15 protein-coding genes are annotated in these 16213 nt (G+C 69.5%); 2 read left to right on the top strand and 13 right to left on the bottom strand.

Annotation, left to right across the window (positions count from 1 at the left end; all coding sequences use genetic code 11):
- Positions 1 to 215 precede the first annotated feature (215 nt).
- Complete coding sequence (locus tag E1181_RS29225) at positions 216 to 992, top strand: enoyl-CoA hydratase family protein (protein WP_132679642.1); 777 nt, start codon at positions 216 to 218, stop codon at positions 990 to 992.
- A gap of 67 nt (positions 993 to 1059) precedes the next feature.
- Here the strand turns inward: E1181_RS29225 and E1181_RS29230 are convergent, their stop codons facing one another.
- From E1181_RS29230 to aceA, 11 genes are all read right to left on the bottom strand, one after another.
- Complete coding sequence (locus E1181_RS29230) at positions 1060 to 1467, bottom strand: barstar family protein (RefSeq protein WP_132679643.1); 408 nt, start codon at positions 1465 to 1467, stop codon at positions 1060 to 1062.
- Between the two features lie 5 nt (positions 1468 to 1472).
- On the bottom strand, positions 1473 to 1886 hold the full coding sequence (locus tag E1181_RS29235) for a ribonuclease domain-containing protein (protein ID WP_132679644.1): 414 nt from the start codon (positions 1884 to 1886) through the stop codon (positions 1473 to 1475).
- A complete protein-coding gene (locus tag E1181_RS29240) occupies positions 1883 to 2116 on the bottom strand; it encodes a hypothetical protein (protein WP_132679645.1) in 234 nt (77 codons plus the stop codon). The genes E1181_RS29235 and E1181_RS29240 overlap by 4 nt, the downstream gene beginning before the upstream one ends.
- A gap of 136 nt (positions 2117 to 2252) precedes the next feature.
- Positions 2253 to 3140 (bottom strand): 3-hydroxyisobutyrate dehydrogenase, encoded by an 888-nt coding sequence (gene mmsB / locus E1181_RS29245; RefSeq protein WP_132679646.1) that lies wholly within the window; start codon positions 3138 to 3140, stop codon positions 2253 to 2255.
- 49 nt (positions 3141 to 3189) lie between these two features.
- Positions 3190 to 4224 carry an enoyl-CoA hydratase/isomerase family protein gene (locus tag E1181_RS29250; protein WP_132679647.1) on the bottom strand — a complete coding sequence of 345 codons (1035 nt, stop codon included), beginning with the start codon at positions 4222 to 4224 and terminating at the stop codon, positions 3190 to 3192.
- A 47-nt stretch (positions 4225 to 4271) separates the two neighbouring features.
- Entirely contained in the window at positions 4272 to 5435 is a 1164-nt protein-coding gene (locus E1181_RS29255; protein ID WP_132679648.1) for an acyl-CoA dehydrogenase family protein, read from the bottom strand.
- Between the two features lie 58 nt (positions 5436 to 5493).
- Positions 5494 to 6993, bottom strand: coding sequence for a CoA-acylating methylmalonate-semialdehyde dehydrogenase (locus E1181_RS29260; RefSeq protein WP_132679649.1), 1500 nt, complete (start codon positions 6991 to 6993; stop codon positions 5494 to 5496).
- A gap of 220 nt (positions 6994 to 7213) precedes the next feature.
- Positions 7214 to 7735 (bottom strand): EF-hand domain-containing protein, encoded by a 522-nt coding sequence (locus tag E1181_RS29265; RefSeq protein WP_132679650.1) that lies wholly within the window; start codon positions 7733 to 7735, stop codon positions 7214 to 7216.
- 115 nt (positions 7736 to 7850) lie between these two features.
- Positions 7851 to 8501: an MOSC domain-containing protein gene (locus E1181_RS29270; RefSeq protein ID WP_132679651.1), complete on the bottom strand. Its 651-nt coding sequence runs from the start codon at positions 8499 to 8501 to the stop codon at positions 7851 to 7853.
- A gap of 58 nt (positions 8502 to 8559) precedes the next feature.
- Complete coding sequence (locus E1181_RS29275) at positions 8560 to 9606, bottom strand: NAD(P)H-dependent flavin oxidoreductase (protein WP_132679652.1); 1047 nt, start codon at positions 9604 to 9606, stop codon at positions 8560 to 8562.
- A 406-nt stretch (positions 9607 to 10012) separates the two neighbouring features.
- Positions 10013 to 11326 carry an isocitrate lyase gene (gene aceA / locus E1181_RS29280; protein WP_132679653.1) on the bottom strand — a complete coding sequence of 438 codons (1314 nt, stop codon included), beginning with the start codon at positions 11324 to 11326 and terminating at the stop codon, positions 10013 to 10015.
- 119 nt (positions 11327 to 11445) lie between these two features.
- Here aceA and E1181_RS29285 point away from each other — a divergent pair, with 119 nt between their 5' ends.
- Positions 11446 to 12912 carry a helix-turn-helix transcriptional regulator gene (locus E1181_RS29285; RefSeq protein WP_132679654.1) on the top strand — a complete coding sequence of 489 codons (1467 nt, stop codon included), beginning with the start codon at positions 11446 to 11448 and terminating at the stop codon, positions 12910 to 12912.
- Between the two features lie 29 nt (positions 12913 to 12941).
- Here E1181_RS29285 and E1181_RS29290 read toward each other — a convergent pair whose 3' ends face one another.
- Positions 12942 to 13826: a LysR family transcriptional regulator gene (locus E1181_RS29290; protein ID WP_132679655.1), complete on the bottom strand. Its 885-nt coding sequence runs from the start codon at positions 13824 to 13826 to the stop codon at positions 12942 to 12944.
- A 75-nt stretch (positions 13827 to 13901) separates the two neighbouring features.
- Positions 13902 to 16213, bottom strand: a 2312-nt coding sequence (locus tag E1181_RS29295; RefSeq protein ID WP_132679656.1) for an arylsulfatase, incomplete at its 5' end; no start/stop codon positions are given.

Below are 16213 nucleotides of genomic sequence, written 5' to 3' on the forward strand. Positions count from 1 at the left end.
CCCGCTACCCACCCACCTGACCACTTTCAGTAGAACCCCTCCCCGACTTCCACTGAAATCGTGGACCTGATTTCCACTGAACCCCACGACTTCCACCGAAGTCCCCTGAACGACTTCCACTGAAATCGGTCCACCGGTTCCACTGAAATCGGGTGGGTTCGGTGTGGGGAGGTGGGTGTGGCGCCGGGGGTGTCGGGCTGGTTAACGTCTCGGGCATGGATGAGCTCGTGCACTTCGAGGTGGCCGACGGGGTCGGAACGATCACCCTGGATTCGCCGCACAACCGCAACGCCCTGTCCGCCCAGCTCCGCCGGGAGCTCAAGGGGCACCTGGACGCCGCGACGAACGACGACGCGGTGCGCGTGATCGTCCTGGCGCACACCGGCAAGGTGTTCTGCGCCGGAATGGACCTCAAGGAGTCCCGCTCGGCGGATTCCGATCAGCAGGGCGTCAACGAGTTCCCCGCGCTGCTGGAGCAGATCTGGACCAGCCCGAAGCCGGTCGTGGCGAAGGTCGCCGGACCCGCCCGCGCAGGCGGCGTCGGGCTCGTCGCGGCCTGCGACATCGCGGTCGCGGCCGAGACCGCCACGTTCGCCTTCACCGAGGTCCGCATCGGCGTGGTCCCGGCGGTGATCTCGGTGACGGTGCTCCCCCGGCTCAACGCCCGCCAGGCGCACGAGCTGTTCCTCACCGGCGAGACCTTCGACGGCCGGCGCGCCGCGGAGATCGGCCTGCTCAACTCCGCCGTCCCGGCCGACGACCTGGACTCGGAGGTCGAGCGCTACACCGACATGCTGGCGCTCGGCGGACCGACCGCCCTGGCCGCGACCAAGAGCATGCTCACCAACCAGCGGCCGGAGTCGATGAGCGACGACTTCGCCGAGATGCTGCAGCTGTCGGCCCGGCACTTCGCGGGCGAGGAGGGCCAGGAGGGCATCACGGCGTTCGCGGAGAAGCGCAAGCCCAGCTGGGTCCCGGAAGCGCTGAGGTGAGCGGTGGTCAGTGGCGCCGCTGCGGCGCCACTGACCATCCGCATCCAGTATTACGAGCGGTTGCTGATCAGGATCGGGTCAGCACCGCGGTGAAGCGGCGCCCGCACATCGGGCGTTCCGCCGCGTCGCGCAGGACCGAGTTGATGCCGTTGAACGCCTTGGGGTCGTGGTCGGCGAGGTCCTGGAACCCGGACCAGATCAGGACGTGCTCGCCTTCCGGCAGCCAGGACAGGTCGGTCAGGCAGTCGTAGAGGGAGTCCAGGTTCCGCCCTGCCCACTCGGGGAAGTCGAGGACGGCGGCGATGCCGTCGAGAGTGGTGCGCTTGCTGGTCAGGTCGACGCCGTCGAGGACGTGGGCGGTCGCGCCTCGTTCCTCGGCTGTGATGACGGCTTCGCGAGCCGTGATGTCGGCGCCCGGCTGATCACTCACCGGCTGCTCCTTCCGCAACCTGCTGGCCAGTTTCGCTCCGAACATGGCACTCAACCCGCCGTATCCACAACCACGAACGACTCGTAGTGATCACCGGTGTAGTACACCTCGTCCTGCCCACCCGTGACCAGTCGGCGCGCGCCGCGATCCTTCGAGCCCGGGGTCGGCACGGTGTACTCGTGGTAGTACCCGGACTTCTGCTCGGGCAGCTCGCCTTCGCGGTTGCCGAACACCGAGCCGTCCTTGCCCGGGTACGGGAACGGCCCGCCCTTGACGATGAGCTGGTAGGTCTTGCCCGTCTCGGGCGGCAGCTTCGAGAGCTGCTGGACCTGCAGTCCGGACTGACTGGCACCCGGCACCTCGGTGCTCGGAGAGTCGGCGACGACGTCCTTGCCGAACCACCCCAGCACGACCAGGGCGACCAGCCCGACCAACGCCGACGAAATGCGCTTGCGCGAGCTCACGCCGTCTTTCCCCTCCGCCCGGTCTCACCGTCGCGGCCGACCGGCGGTTCGGCGCCGCGCACGCGGGTGAACTTGGCACCGAGCCCGTCCACCGCGCGGTCGACGACTCGCGCCACCCCCCAGCACAACGGCACCAGGACTGCAAGGACCAGGGCGACCTGCAGCGGATAGACGAGCTGCACCAACCACAGCTCGACGCCGTCGTACCACTCGACCAGCAACTCCAACACAACGCGCAGCGTACGCGCGCCACCACGGCGCTGCGCGCACCCCCGGACCACCGCGACCGGCCGTCCGGCCGTGCCGGGCGGGATGAGATGCGCACCACTGCGACGCGTGGTGCCGGTGTGGCACCTCGCGCCGCGCTCAGGAGCCGGAGTGCTCGCGGATGGACTTGATGATGGCGCCGAAGTCCTGGCCGCCTCCGCCCTCGTCGTTGAAGCGGCGGTAGAGGTCCGTGGCGAGGCGGCCGATGGACGTGTCCGTGCCCGACTGCTCCGCCGCGGAGACGGCGAGGTTGAGGTCCTTGAGCATCAGGGCCGCCGCGAAGCCGGGCTCGTAGTCGTGGTTCGCGCGGCTGGTCTCCACCAGGTCGGGAACCGGGCAGTTGGTGGTCAGCGCCCAGCACTGGCCGGTGGAGACCGCGGCGACGTCGTAGAGCGCCTCGTGCGAGAGGCCGAGGCGCTCACCGAGCACGAACGCCTCGCTGACCGCGATCATCGAAGCGCCCAGGATGAGGTTGTTGCACATCTTGGTGACCTGGCCGTTGCCGGGACCACCGCAGTGGATCACCTTGCGCGCCATCGGCTCCAAGACGCTCTCGGCGCGCTGGAAGTCGGTCTCGGAGCCGCCGACCATGAACGTCAGCGTCCCCGCCTCGGCACCGGCCGTGCCACCGGAGACGGGCGCGTCGATGCTGCCGAAACCGGCTTCCTGCGCGCGCTGGTGCGCGGCGCGCGCGTCAGCGACGTCCACGGTGGAGGAATCGACCAGCAGCGCGCCGGCGGCCGCGTTGGGCAGCACCTCGTCGTAGGCGTCCAGCAGGTGCTTGCCGCTGGGCAGCATGGTGATCACCGCGTCGGCTCCGCGGACCGCGTCCGCGATCGAGGACACCGTGGTCACGCCGTTGTCCGCTGCGGCGGCCAGGGCGGCCGGGACGAGGTCGTAGCCCTGCACGGTGTGGCCGGCCTTGACGAGGTTCGCCGACATCGGACCGCCCATGTGACCGAGTCCGATGAAACCGATGACAGCCATTGTCACTACCTTTCTGCTCGAACTTCCGCCAAGACCGGTGGATCCGCGCTCAGCCGAACAGCTTCGGCTCGTCGGAGGCCGGTTCGAAGAACTTCTGCACCCGGGATTCGTCCACTTCGGACAGCGTGGTGGGAGACCACTGCGGGTTGCGGTCCTTGTCGACCAGCGCGGCGCGCACGCCCTCGACGAAGTCGCCGATCCGCACGCACGCCATGGCCAGCCGGTACTCCAGGGTCAGCGCCTGCTCCAGCGAGTCGTACCCGCTGCGCATCGCGCGGAGGGTGACCTTGAGAGCCGTGGGCGACTTGGTCTCGATGGTCGTCGCGGCGTCCTGCGCGGCCTGCTCGGGACGTTCACGCAGCCGGGCCAGGACGGACTCGACGTCGGAGCCGGCGTAGGCCGCGTCGATCCACTCCCGGTGCTCGGCCAGGGCCGGCTCCGGCACCGGCGCGGCGAAGGCCGCGAGCACCTCGTCCACGTCACCGCTGCTCAGGGCCTCGACGAGCTCCGGGAGCCGGGCGCTGTCGACGTAGTGGTCGGCCAGGTCGCAGTACAGCGCGTCCGCGCCGCCGACCGCCCCGCCGGTCAGCGCGAGGTGCGTGCCGAGCTCACCGGGGGTGCGCGACATCAGGTAGGTGCCGCCGACGTCGGGGATGAAGCCGATGCCGGTCTCGGGCATCCCGACCTTGGAGCGCTCGGTGACCACCCGGTGCGATCCGTGCGCGGTGATGCCGACGCCACCGCCCATGCAGATGCCGTCCATGATCCCCACGACCGGCTTGGGGTAGTTGGCCAGCGCGGAGTTGAGCCGGTACTCCTCGGTCCAGAACGCCGCGGGCAGCGACTCGTCACCGGCCTTGGCCGCGTCGTGCAGGGCGCGCACGTCGCCGCCGGCGCACAGACCGCGCTCACCGGCGCCGTCGATCAGGATCGCCCTGATGTGCTCGGCGTCGCGCCACCGCTCGACCGCCTCGGTCATCTCCCGGACCATGCCGAGGGTCAGCGAGTTGAGGGCTTTCGGGCGGTTGAGCGTGATCCGCCCGAGCGAGCCGTTCTCGCTGACCAGGATCTCGGACTCCGTCATGGTGCGAAACTCCATCGTTGTGCGAGGCGCTGCCCCCGAGGCCGCGGTCAGGCCGCCAGCAGACCACGGGAGATGATCAGCCGCATGATTTCGTTGGTGCCTTCCAGGATCTGATGCACCCGCAGGTCGCGGACGATCTTCTCCAGGCCGTACTCGGCAAGGTATCCGTATCCACCGTGGATCTGAAGTGCCTCGTTGGCCACGGTGAACCCGACGTCGGTGGCCAACCGCTTGGCCATCGCGCACAACCGGGTGGCCGCCGGGTCCTCGGTGTCCAGCGCCCACGCCGCCCGCCACAGCAGCAGGCGCGCGGCCTCCAGCTCGGTGGCCATGTCGGCGAGCTTGAACTGCAACGCCTCGAACTCGCTGAGCTTGGAGCCGAAGGCGCTGCGCTCCCGCACGTAGGCCAGCGACTTGTCCAGCGCGGCCTGCGCGCCCCCGAGCGAGCAGGCCCCGACGCTGAGCCGGCCGCCGTCGAGCCCGGCCATGGCGATGCGGAACCCGATGCCCTCGTCGCCGAGCCGCTGATCAGCGGGGACGCGGACGCCGTCGAAGATGACCTGGCGCGTGGGCTGAGCGTTCCAGCCCATCTTCTTCTCGTTGGCCCCGAAGGACAGCCCCTCGGCCCCGGCCTCCACGACGAAGGTGGAGATGCCCTTGTGCCCGGGTTCGCCGGTGCGGGCCATCACCACGTAGACGTCGGAGCTGCCGCCGCCGGAGATGAACTGCTTGACCCCGGTGAGCAGGTAGTCGTCGCCGTCGCGGACCGCGCGGGTCTGCAGCGCGGCGGCGTCCGATCCCGCGCCGGGTTCGGTCAGGCAGTAGCTCGCGAGGCGTTCCATCGAGCACAGCCCCGGCAGCCAGCGCGCCCGCTGGGCGTCGGTGCCGAAGCGGTCGATCATGCCCGCGCACATGTTGTGGATGGAGATGTAGGCGGCGATCGACGGATCTCCGCTGGCCAGCGCCTCGAAGATCAGAACCGAGTCGAACCTGCTCAGGCCGCTGCCACCGAAGGCCTCATCGACGTAGACGCCGCCGATGCCGAGTTCCCCCGCTGCGCGCAACGTCTCGACCGGGAAGTGCTTGTCCTGGTCCCACTCCACGGCGTGCGGGGCGAGCTGGTCTTGGGCGAATTCCAGCGCGGCGTCTCGAATGGCGCGCTGGTCGTCGGCGAGCTCGAAGGGCGAGCTCGCCACTGCTGCGACGGACACGTCGACTCCCTCCTCGCGTTCGGGCGGGGGCCGGGATCGCCGGTCCCCGCCCGCGCGATCAGTGCATCGTCGGGATGGTGAAGCTGGCGCCTTCCTTGAGTCCGGAGGGCCAGCGCGAGGTGACCGTCTTGGTCTTGGTGTAGAAGCGGATCGCGTCCGGGCCGTGCTGGTTGAGGTCGCCGAATCCGGACCGCTTCCAGCCGCCGAAGGTGTGGTAGGCGATCGGCACCGGGATCGGCACGTTCACGCCGACCATGCCGGTGTTGACCCGGTTGACGAACTCCCGCGCGGCGTCGCCGTCGCGAGTGAAGATCGCGACGCCGTTGCCGTACTCGTTCTCGTTGGGCAGCCGCAGCGCTTCCTCGTAGTCGGCGGCCCGCACGATCGACAGCACCGGGCCGAAGATCTCCTCGCGGTAGATGCGCATCTCCGGCGTGACGTGGTCGAACAGCGAGGCGCCCATGAAGAAGCCGTCCTCGCTGCCGGCCAGCGAGAAGTCGCGCCCGTCGACGACCAGCTGCGCGCCTTCGTCGACGCCGACGCCGACGAGGTCGTGCACCTTCTGCCACGCCTGCTTGGTCACCAGCGGACCGAAGTCGGCGTCGGCGTCGAAGCTGGTGCCGACCTTGAGCCCCTGGATCTTCTCGACGAGCTTGTCGACCAGCGCGTTCGCGGTGGCCTCACCGACCGGCACGGCCACCGAGATCGCCATGCAGCGCTCCCCCGCGGAGCCGTAACCGGCACCGATGAGCGCGTCGGCGACCTGGTCGAGGTCCGCGTCGGGCATGACGATCAGGTGGTTCTTGGCGCCGCCGAAGCACTGCGCGCGCTTGCCGTGGGCCGCGGCGGTGGAATAGATGTACTCGGCGATGTCGGAGGATCCGACGAAGCCGATGGCCTCGATGCGCGGTTCGGTCAGCAGCGCGTCGACGGCGGTCTTGTCGCCGTTGACGACGTTGAAGATCCCGGGCGGGCCCCCGGCCTCGACGAACAGCTCGGCCAGTCGCACCGGCACCGAGGGGTCGCGCTCGGAGGGCTTGAGCACGAAGGCGTTGCCGCAGGCGATCGCCGGCGCCGCCTTCCACAGCGGGATCATCGCCGGGAAGTTGAACGGCGTGATGCCGGCGACCACGCCCAGCGGCTGGCGCAGCGAGTAGACGTCGATGCCGGTGCCGACGCTGTCGCTGTACTCGCCCTTGAGCAGGTGCGGGACGCCGATCGCGAACTCCACGACCTCCAGGCCGCGCTGGATGTCGCCCTTGGCGTCGGCGACGGTCTTGCCGTGCTCGGAGGCCAGCACGCGTGCCAGGTCCTCCATCTCGTCGTTGATCAGCTGCACGAACCGCATGAGCACGCGGGCCCGCTTCTGCGGGTTCGTCGCGGCCCACGCCGGCTGCGCCGCAGCCGCGTTGTCGACAGCCGCCGTGACCTCGTCGGTCGAGGCCAGCGGCACCCTGGCCTGCACCAGGCCCGTGTTGGGGTCGAACACGTCACCGAAGGAACCGGACGTGCCCGGTACCCGCTTTCCACCGATGAAGTGCTCCAGCTCGCGTGTCATCTCGCACCGCACCTCCGCCGAACCGGCCATCGAAAATACTAGGAAGACAAACTGTTTGTAGCCCAATCTTTCCCACAAGGAACGCCCGCACAACAGGGTGTGCCGCGTCACAGTATCGATTCTGCGCACTTCACGCCGTTTTATCCACCGGCGGAGGAGGAGGGATCGGGCGCGAAGAACCGTGCGGGGAAGTGCGCCGACCCGGGTGTCCGGGACCCGGTCAGACCTCTCCGAAGAGGTGGGTACCCGGTGTCTCGGCGTCGTCGCCGACCCAGAACTCCACCCAGTGGGTCACGAACTCCGACTTCCTGAGCTCACCGTCACCGTTGAGGTCGAGCCGGGCGAACGCACCGTCGGTCGGCATGTCCTGACCCGTCCACGCCTGGATCATGCGGGCGTACTCGGACGCGGTCACCCGGCCGTCGGAGTCCTCGTCCACCGCCTCGAACATCGACTCGGCGGTCGCCGTCACCAGGTCGAGCATCGCGCCCAGGTTCTCGACCGCGGCCAGCATCTCATCCTGCGTGATCCTCTGATCGCGATCCTCGTCGGCGGTCGCGCTCAGCGCGTCCCACCAGCGCATCATGATCTCTCGCAGCCGATCCGTCCCGTCCTCACCGCGGATGCGCGTCCACCGGTTGGTCAGCGCCTCGAAGTCCGCGCGCTCCAAGAACCCGTCGCCGTTGACGTCCATCGCGGTGAACACGACGGAGGCCTTCTTCCGCTGCAAGTCGCTCGCCATGACACCAACCTGGCAGTGGCCTCGCGATGGCGACAACAGCCCGGTCGGGCGTTCCGCCGGGCGTGCGAGTGATCATCCTCGGCGCTGGTGGTGACGCACCGTGTCGGCCCCCGGTTCAGGCGGTGGCGCTGGAGGGTTCGATCCTGGCGGCGACGGTGGCGCGCCACTTCTCCGGGAGGTCCGGCAGGCAGCCCGCGACGTGCTCGGCGAGGTCGGCGCGCCCGTGCATGGTCAGCGCGAAGAGCTCCGCGACCTGAACGCCGTGATCGGGCTGGGACAGCACCCGGACCTCGTCGCCCGCGCTGATCTCACCGGGCTGCTCGACGGCCAGGTAGACGCCGGTGCGCCCGTGCTGGGTGAACTTCTTGACCAGGCCGGGGACGTCCCAGAACCCGGCGAAGACGCGGCAGGGCTGCCGCGGTCCGGTCACCCGCAGCACGGCGCCGCCGATCGCCCAGCGCTCGCCGATCAGCGCCGAGGTGCTGTCCACACCGGTCAGCGTCAGGTTCTCCCCCGCGTTGCCCGGCATCAGCTCCTTGCCGAGCTCGGCCGACCAGTGCGCCAGCTCCTCGCCGTCGAACGCGTAGGCGGCCTGGTACCAGGCGCCGTGGTGCTTGGTGTCGCACACCGCGTCGCCCTGGACGCCGGTTTCGGTGAACAGCACCGGCGCGTCGGCGGGACGCTTGTCGATGCCGCTCTTGCCGAGGCGGCCGGCCCACTCCCCGGACCGCACGACTGCCAGGTTCACCGACGACACGACGCTCATGGCGATCAACCTACGCGACCGCTCCGAGCTGCCCCAACGGGTTCGACGACCGCGAAGGTCACAGTCGTCCGGTGACCGCCTGCAGCGCTTCGCGCGCCTCGCGGCGCAGCAACCCGACCAGGTCGGCGGCGGGCATCGGGCGGGCGTGGGCGTAGCTCTGGCCCGCCCACATCGAGATCGCCTCGGCGTCGCCCGCCTTGCCCGCGGCGCCGCGCATCGGCTTGGTCAGGTTGTTCACCTGCGGATACGCCGCCGGGGCGTCGGTGTTGTCGAGCATGAAGCGGTTCACCAGGCCGCGCGCGGGGCGACCGCTGAACGCACGCGTGATGTCGGTCTGCCGCTGTCCTTCGGCCATCTGGGTCCGTTGCGCCTGCGCGGTGCCCGCCTCGTCGCAGACCAGGAACGCGGTCCCCAGCTGCGCGGCGACGGCTCCGGCGGTCAGCACGGCCGCGACGTCCGCGCCGTGCACCAGCCCGCCGGCGGCGATGACCGGCAGGTCCACCGCCGCGCGCACCGAGCGGATCGCCGGCAGCAGTCCGAGCAGCGGGCCACCACCGGGCATCTCGGGGTCGTCGTGGAACACGCCTCGGTGCCCGCCGGCCTCCATGCCCTGGACGCACACCGCGTCGGCGCCCACGCGGGCGGCCTGCCGGGCCTCGTCGGCGGTGGTCACGGTGACCACGACCTCCGAGCCCACGGCGTGCAGCTGCTCCACGGTGGACGCTTCGGGAAGCCCGAAGGTGAACGACACCACCGGGATCCGCTCGTCGACGAGGCGCTGCACCTTGGCCGGGTAGGAATCGTCGTCCCAGTCGGCCGAGCCCGGTTCGGCCCCGTACCTGCCGGCGGTCTCGGCGACCCGCGACCGGTAGTCGTCGAGGTCGACGTCCCTGCGGTCGCTGGGCACGAAGAGGTTCACGCCGAAGGGCTCATCGGTGAGCGAGCGGACTCGCGCGATCTGCTCGACGAGCCTGTCCTCGGTCAGCATCGCGCCCGCCAGGAACCCCAGCGCCCCGGCTCCGCTCACCGCGGCGGCCAGTTCCGGCGTGCTGGGACCACCAGCCATCGGCGCGGCCACCAGCGGAATCCTCGACTCGACGATCATGTTGAAAAGCTACCTCCGAACAGCCCACCACAGCATCCGCGTTCGGAGATCCCGAACACCCTCCCCACGTCAGGCAAGCGACGAAGTCGCTTTCTCAGTACCCCACCTGAGCAACTCGCACCGCCGCGGGTTCTGAGCGGTTTCGTGGCGAGTACGCCGCGACGCCGTGTATTGGCATACATCAGGAGTGGCGCACGGAGTCCACGAAGCCGCTCAGGTTCCGCCACTCGCACCGCTGAGCAAGAGGACCACCGGCCATGCACAAAGAAAGTGAGCGGGAACCCGACGCCATGGGTTCCCGCTCACTCGCACCATTGCGATTTTTCCGACACCCCGCCACAGGGCCGCTGGTGCGTTCAGGGGGTGGCCGGCGCAGCAGGGGCGCCGGCCACCATCAACCACACGATCAGTGGAACTGCGCGGTCTCGGTCGAACCGGCCAGCGCGGTGGTCGACGATTCCGGGTTGATTGCAGTGCTGATCGTGTCGAAGTAACCGGTACCGGCCTCGCGCTGGTGGCGAGTCGCGGTGTAACCGCGGTCTTCCGAGCCGAACTCCTTCTCCTGCAGCTCGACGTAGGCGGTCATGCCGTCGCTGGCGTAGCCCTTGGCCAGGTCGAACATGCTGTAGTTCAGGGCGTGGAAACCCGCCAGGGTGATGAACTGGAACTTGAAGCCCATGTGGCCGAGCTCGCGCTGGAACTTGGCGATGGTGGCGTCGTCCAGGTTCTTCTTCCAGTTGAACGACGGCGAGCAGTTGTAGGCCAGCATCTGGTCCGGGTACTCGGACTTGACGGCCTCGGCGAACTTGCGGGCCATCTCCAGGTCCGGCGTGCCGGTCTCCATCCAGATCAGGTCCGAGTACGGCGCGTACGCCTTGGCGCGGGCGATGCAGGGCTCGATGCCGTTGTTGACCTTGTAGAAGCCCTCGGCGGTGCGCTCACCGGTGAGGAACGGCTTGTCGCGGTCGTCGATGTCGCTGGTCAGCAGCGTCGCGGCCTCGGCGTCGGTCCGCGCGATGACCAGGGACGGCACACCGGCGACGTCGGCGGCCAGACGGGCGGCGTTCAGCGTCTTGACGTGCTGGCTGGTGGGGATCAGCACCTTGCCGCCCAGGTGACCGCACTTCTTCTCGGAAGCGAGCTGGTCCTCCCAGTGCACGCCCGCGGCGCCGGCGCCGATCATGCCGCGCATCAGCTCGTAGGCGTTGAGGACGCCACCGAAGCCGGCCTCGGCGTCCGCGACGATCGGGGCGAGCCAGTGGGTGTCCTCACCCTCGATGGCGCCACCCTCCGGGTCGAGCGCCTCGGCCCAGTTGATCTGGTCGGCGCGCTTGAGGGCGTTGTTGATGCGGCGGACGACCTGCGGGACCGAGTTGGCCGGGTACAGCGACTGGTCCGGGTAGGTCTCGCCCGCCAGGTTGGCGTCGGCGGCGACCTGCCAGCCGGACAGGTAGATGGCCTTGAGGCCGGCGCGGACCTGCTGGACCGCCTGGTTACCGGTCAGCGCGCCCAGCGAGTTGACGTAGTCGAGCTCGTGCAGCAGCTTCCACAGCCGCTCCGAGCCCTGGCGTGCCAGGGTGTGCTCTTCCTGCACCGAGCCGCGGAGGCGGACGACGGTCTCAGCCGAGTGCGTACGCTCGATGCCCTTCCAGCGCGGGTTGGTGCCCCATTCGCGCTGCAGCTCCTCAGCGGCCTTCTTCGCCTGCTCGCGGATGCTCATGATTTTTTCCCCTTCCGGGATCGCTGGCGACCTGCTGGAATCAATATTGCGCGCTGCCAAGCGAAACCGGGCCAGATTTTCTAGGTAAATTTCATGGTTTTTCTGCTAGCATCAACGCCATGACGGAGTTCGCCAGCGAAGAAGACCGTAGTTTTTCTACGGAACACGACCTTCTGGTCTTTGGTCAGCGGCTCAGGCACTTGCGCCGAGCCGCTGGATTGACTCTTGTTGAGCTCGGCGACCGCGTGGGGAGAGCACCGTCACAGCTGTCGCTGCTGGAGAACGGCCACCGCGAGCCGAAGCTGTCGCTGCTGCGGTCGCTCGCCGACGCGCTGGGGACCTCCGTCGACGAACTGCTGTCGAAAAAGGCCCCGAACCGGCGCGCCGAGCTCGAGATCGCGGTGGAGAAGGCCCAGCTCGACCCGATCTACCAGCGGCTCTCGCTGCCGCCGCTGAAGGTCGGCAAGCGGCTGCCCACCGAGGCCCTCGAACACGTGCTCGCCCTCTACGAGGAGCTCAAGCGCCGCGAGACCCAGAAGGTCGCCACGCCGGAGGAGGCCCGCAAGGCCAACGCCGAGCTGCGCGGCATGATGCGCAAGCACAACAACTACTTCCCGGAGATCGAGAAGGCCGCCAGCGACCTGCTCAAGCGCTCCGGGTACCACGGCGGGCCGCTGTCGGAGGGCCTGATCCAGTCCATCGCCACGCACATGGGCTTCGGGCTGAAGTTCGTCACCGACCTGCCGCGTTCGGTGCGGTCGGTGACCGACATGAAGAACCGCCGGATCTTCCTGCGCCGGGAATCGCTGGGCATGCACAGCCCGCGCACGATCCTGCTGCAGACGCTGGGACACCTGACGCTGGGCCACAGCCAGCCCCGCGACTTCGCCGACTTCCTGCGGCAGCGCGTCGAGGCCAACTACTTCGCCGCCGCCGTGCTGGTGCCGGAGCAGGCCGCGGTGCCGTTCCTGCAGGACGCCAAGTCCGAGCGGGACCTGGCGGTGGAGGACCTGCGAGACGTGTTCTCGGTGTCCTACGAGATGGCGGCGCACCGGTTCACCAACCTCGCCACCCAGTACCTCGACCTGGTGTGCCACTTCGTCCGCAACGACGAGACCGGCATCATCCACAAGGCCTACGAGAACGACGGGCTGGTCTTCCCCACCGACCCGACGGGCGCGATCGAGGGCCAGCGGATGTGCCGGTACTGGTCGGGGCGCCAGGTCTTCTCCTCCCCGGACCGGTACTCGACGTACTACCAGTACACCGACAAGCCGGGAGCCACGCACTGGTGCGTCGCGCACGTCGACCCCAGCCGCGGCCGGGACTTCGCGATCACCCTCGGCGTGCCCTACGCCGAGTCGCGCTGGTTCCGCGGGCGCGACACCAACAACCACTCCAAGTCCGGCTGCCCGAACGGCGAGTGCTGCCAGCGCCCGCCGGCCGAGCTCGCCAGCCGCTGGGAGGGCATGGTGTGGCCGTCGGCGCGAGCCCACTCCCACGTCCTGGCGGCGCTGCCCGCCGACACCTTCCCCGGTGTCGACGAAGCCGACGTCTACGCCTTCGTGGAGGCCCACCAGGGCTGAGAGCGGCCCGGCGAAGCCTGAAGACGATCTCAGCGGCGCAGTTCGGCGATGGTTTCGGCCATCGCGACGAACTGCGCCGCTGCTGGCGAGAGGGGTCCTCTGCGCCAGAACAGCACACCCCGGCGCACCACCTTGGGCCGCAGCGGCAGCACGACCGCGCCGCGTGCCGCAGCGTCGCGGGCCATCGCGCGCGGCAGCAGCGTCGCACCCGCTCCGGCCAGCACCAACGGCACGATCATCGCCTGGTGCGCGGTCTCCACCGCGAAAGTCGGTTCGCCACCGCGGGTTCCCACGGTGTCCTCGATGACCTCCCGCGTCGCGGTGCCGGGCGGGGTGGCGATCCAGTCCAGAGTGGACAGCTCCGGCACGCTCAACCGCTTCTGACCGGACGCGGCGCCCGGCGGCAGCACGGCGAAGATCTCCCGGCCGCGCAGCACCATGCTCTCCAGGTCCCCGATGGGATGTTCGGAGTCGACCAGGCCCAGTTCGCACTCACCGGCCCGCACCGACGAGGTCACGTCGGTCCCCAGCTCGGGGTCGGCGATGTTGACCGCGACCTTGGGGTTCTCGCGCAGGAAGACGCCGATGAGCTCGGCGAGCGGATCGACGGCCAGCGTCGTCTGCGCCACGACGTCCAGCCGACCGCTGGAGAGCCCCAGCACCTCGCGGACCGAGGCCGACGCGGTGCTCAGGTCGCGCATCACCTGCCGGGCGGGTTCGACCAGCGCATCCCCGGCCGGGGTGAGCGAGACGCCGTGCGGCAGCCGGTGGAAGACCTTGCCGCCGAGCTCCTTCTCCAGGTTGCGGATGGCGTGCGACAGGGACGGCTGGGCGACGTGCATGGCCTGCGCGGCGGCGGTGAAGCTGCCGTGCTCGACGATCGCCAGGAAGTACTCCAACTCCCGCCGGTCCATGCCACCTCCTCACGCGACGATCCCGCCTGCCCGGCATTAGACCAGGCAGGCGGGACATCGCCAGGCCGGTACCGCCTACTCGTGCGCGGTGCGGAACGCCGACGCGGCCTCCACGTCGGCCCACTGGTCGTCGTCGAGGTCGACGCGCAGCCGCCGCAGCCCTCCGGTGAAGGCGTTGTCGACCGGCGCGTAGTCGTCGGTGACCGGGCTGGCCCGGTCCACGCCGATGTCGAAGGTCTCGTCGAAGGCGAAGTAGTAGGGGATCGTCGCGTCCACCCGGCCCCGCGCGACCTCGGTGCCGTCCACGCGCAGCGTCACCGCGCCGCCCTTGCCGACGCCACCGCCGTCGTAGTCGAACCGCAGGCTGACCTCGTGCTCGCCCGCGGGCACCGGCTCCGGAGCGCGGACGTGCTGGACGACCGAGCCGAAGTAGTTGTAGGCGTAGCTGGGCTTGCCGTCGTGGAAGTAGAACGACCAGCCACCGGTGTGACCGCCCTGGGCGACCAGCACGCCTTCGACACCGCTCTCGGGCACGTCGACCATCGCGGTCAGGGTGTGCGAGCGGTTCTTGACGTTCGGCGCGGTCTCCTCGGTCAGCCGCTTGGCACCGGCGTGGAAGGTGACCGAACGCCGGTCGCCCATCAAGTCCAGCCGGCCGGCTTCGAGGGGGTTCTCCCGCTCGGTCATCCGGTCGTCCAGCGGCAGCACGTTGTGCTTGGCGGCCTCCACCAGGAACAGCTGCTGGAGCTCGCGCAACTTCTCCGGGTGCTGCTCGGCGAGGTCGTGGGACTGCGTCCAGTCCACGTTGGTGTTGTAGAGCTCCCACCTGTCGTCGTCGAAGGAGCGGCGGACGCCGTCCTGGACCATCACCCACGGCGTGCCGTGGCGGGTCACGGCCATCCACCCGTCCTGGTAGATGCCCCTGTTGCCGACCATCTCGAAGTACTGCACGCGGTGCCGGTCGGGCGCGTCGGCGTCGTTGAAGCTGTAGAGCATGCTGGTGCCCTCGATGGGCTGCTGCGCGACGCCGTTGACCTCGGTCGGGTGCGGCAGGCCTGCCGCCTCCAGGATCGTCGGCACGATGTCGATGACGTGGTGGAACTGGTCGCGCAGCCCGCCGCGCTCGGCGATGCCGTCGGGCCAGTGCACGATCATGCCGTCCCGGATGCCGCCGAAGTGCGAGGCGACCTGCTTGGTCCACTGGTAGGGCGTGTTCATCGCCAGCGCCCAGCCGACCGGGTAGTGCGCGTGCGTGGTCGCGTCGCCCAGCGCGGCGTCGTTGGCGTTGATGAACTCGGCGCTGTCGGGGATGCCGCTGGCGAAGCGGTGCTCGTTGAGCGTGCCGCCCAATCCGCCTTCGGCGGAGGCACCGTTGTCACCGAGGATGTAGACGAACAGCGTGTTGTCGAGCTCGCCCAGCTCGTCGAGGGCGTCGACGAAGCGGCCGACCTGGTCGTCGGTGTGCTCGGCGAAGCCGGCGTAGAGCTCCATCAGCGACGCCGCGGCCCGCTGCTCCTCGGCGGAGAGCTCGTCCCAGTGCGGGACGCCTTCCGACCACGGTGCCAGTTCCGCGTCCTGCGGGACGACGCCGAGCTCCTTCTGCCGCTCCAGGGTGATCTCGCGCTGCCGGTCCCAGCCGTGGTCGAACTTGCCCCGGTACTTCTCGCGGTACTCGCGCGGCACGTGGTAGGGCGCGTGGGTGGCGCCGAAGGGCAGGTAGGCGAAGAACGGGTTGTCGGGCTTGAGCGAGGTCTGGTCGCGCACCCAGTCGATCGCGTTGTCCACCAGGTCCTCGGACAGGTGGTAGCCGTCCTCGGGTTTGCGGGTGGGCTCAACGGGTTTCGTGCCGTCGAACAGCACCGGGTACCAGTGGTTCATCTCCGCGCACAGGAACCCGTAGAACTTCTCGAAGCCCTCACCGGTGGGCCACCGGTCGAACGGCCCGGCGGCGCTGACGTCGCGAGCCGGGGTCTGGTGCCACTTGCCGAAGGCGGCGGTGTTGTAGCCGTTGCCCTGCAGCATCTGGCCGATCGTGGCGGCGCTGAGCGGGCGGATCCCGCAGTAGCCGGGCGCGGCACTGGCCATCTCGGTGGTGACGCCCATGCCGACGGAGTGGTGGTTGCGACCGGTCAGCAGCGCTTGGCGGGTCGGCGAGCAGATCGCGGTGACGTGGAACCGGTTGTAGCGCAGGCCGCCATCGGCCAGGCGCTCGGCGGTGGGCATGTTGCAGGGCCCGCCGAACGCGCTCGGGGCGCCGAATCCCATGTCGTCGATGAGCACCACGACGACGTTCGGCGCGCCCTGCGGCGGGCGCAACGGCTGGCGGGGCTGGAAGGCCGGGTTCTGGTCACGGGCGTCGAGGGATGTGGCGGCGGGGGGCTGAGGGT

It is taken from the genome of Saccharopolyspora terrae, assembly GCF_004348435.1.
In the GTDB taxonomy this organism is placed as follows: domain Bacteria; phylum Actinomycetota; class Actinomycetes; order Mycobacteriales; family Pseudonocardiaceae; genus Saccharopolyspora; species Saccharopolyspora endophytica.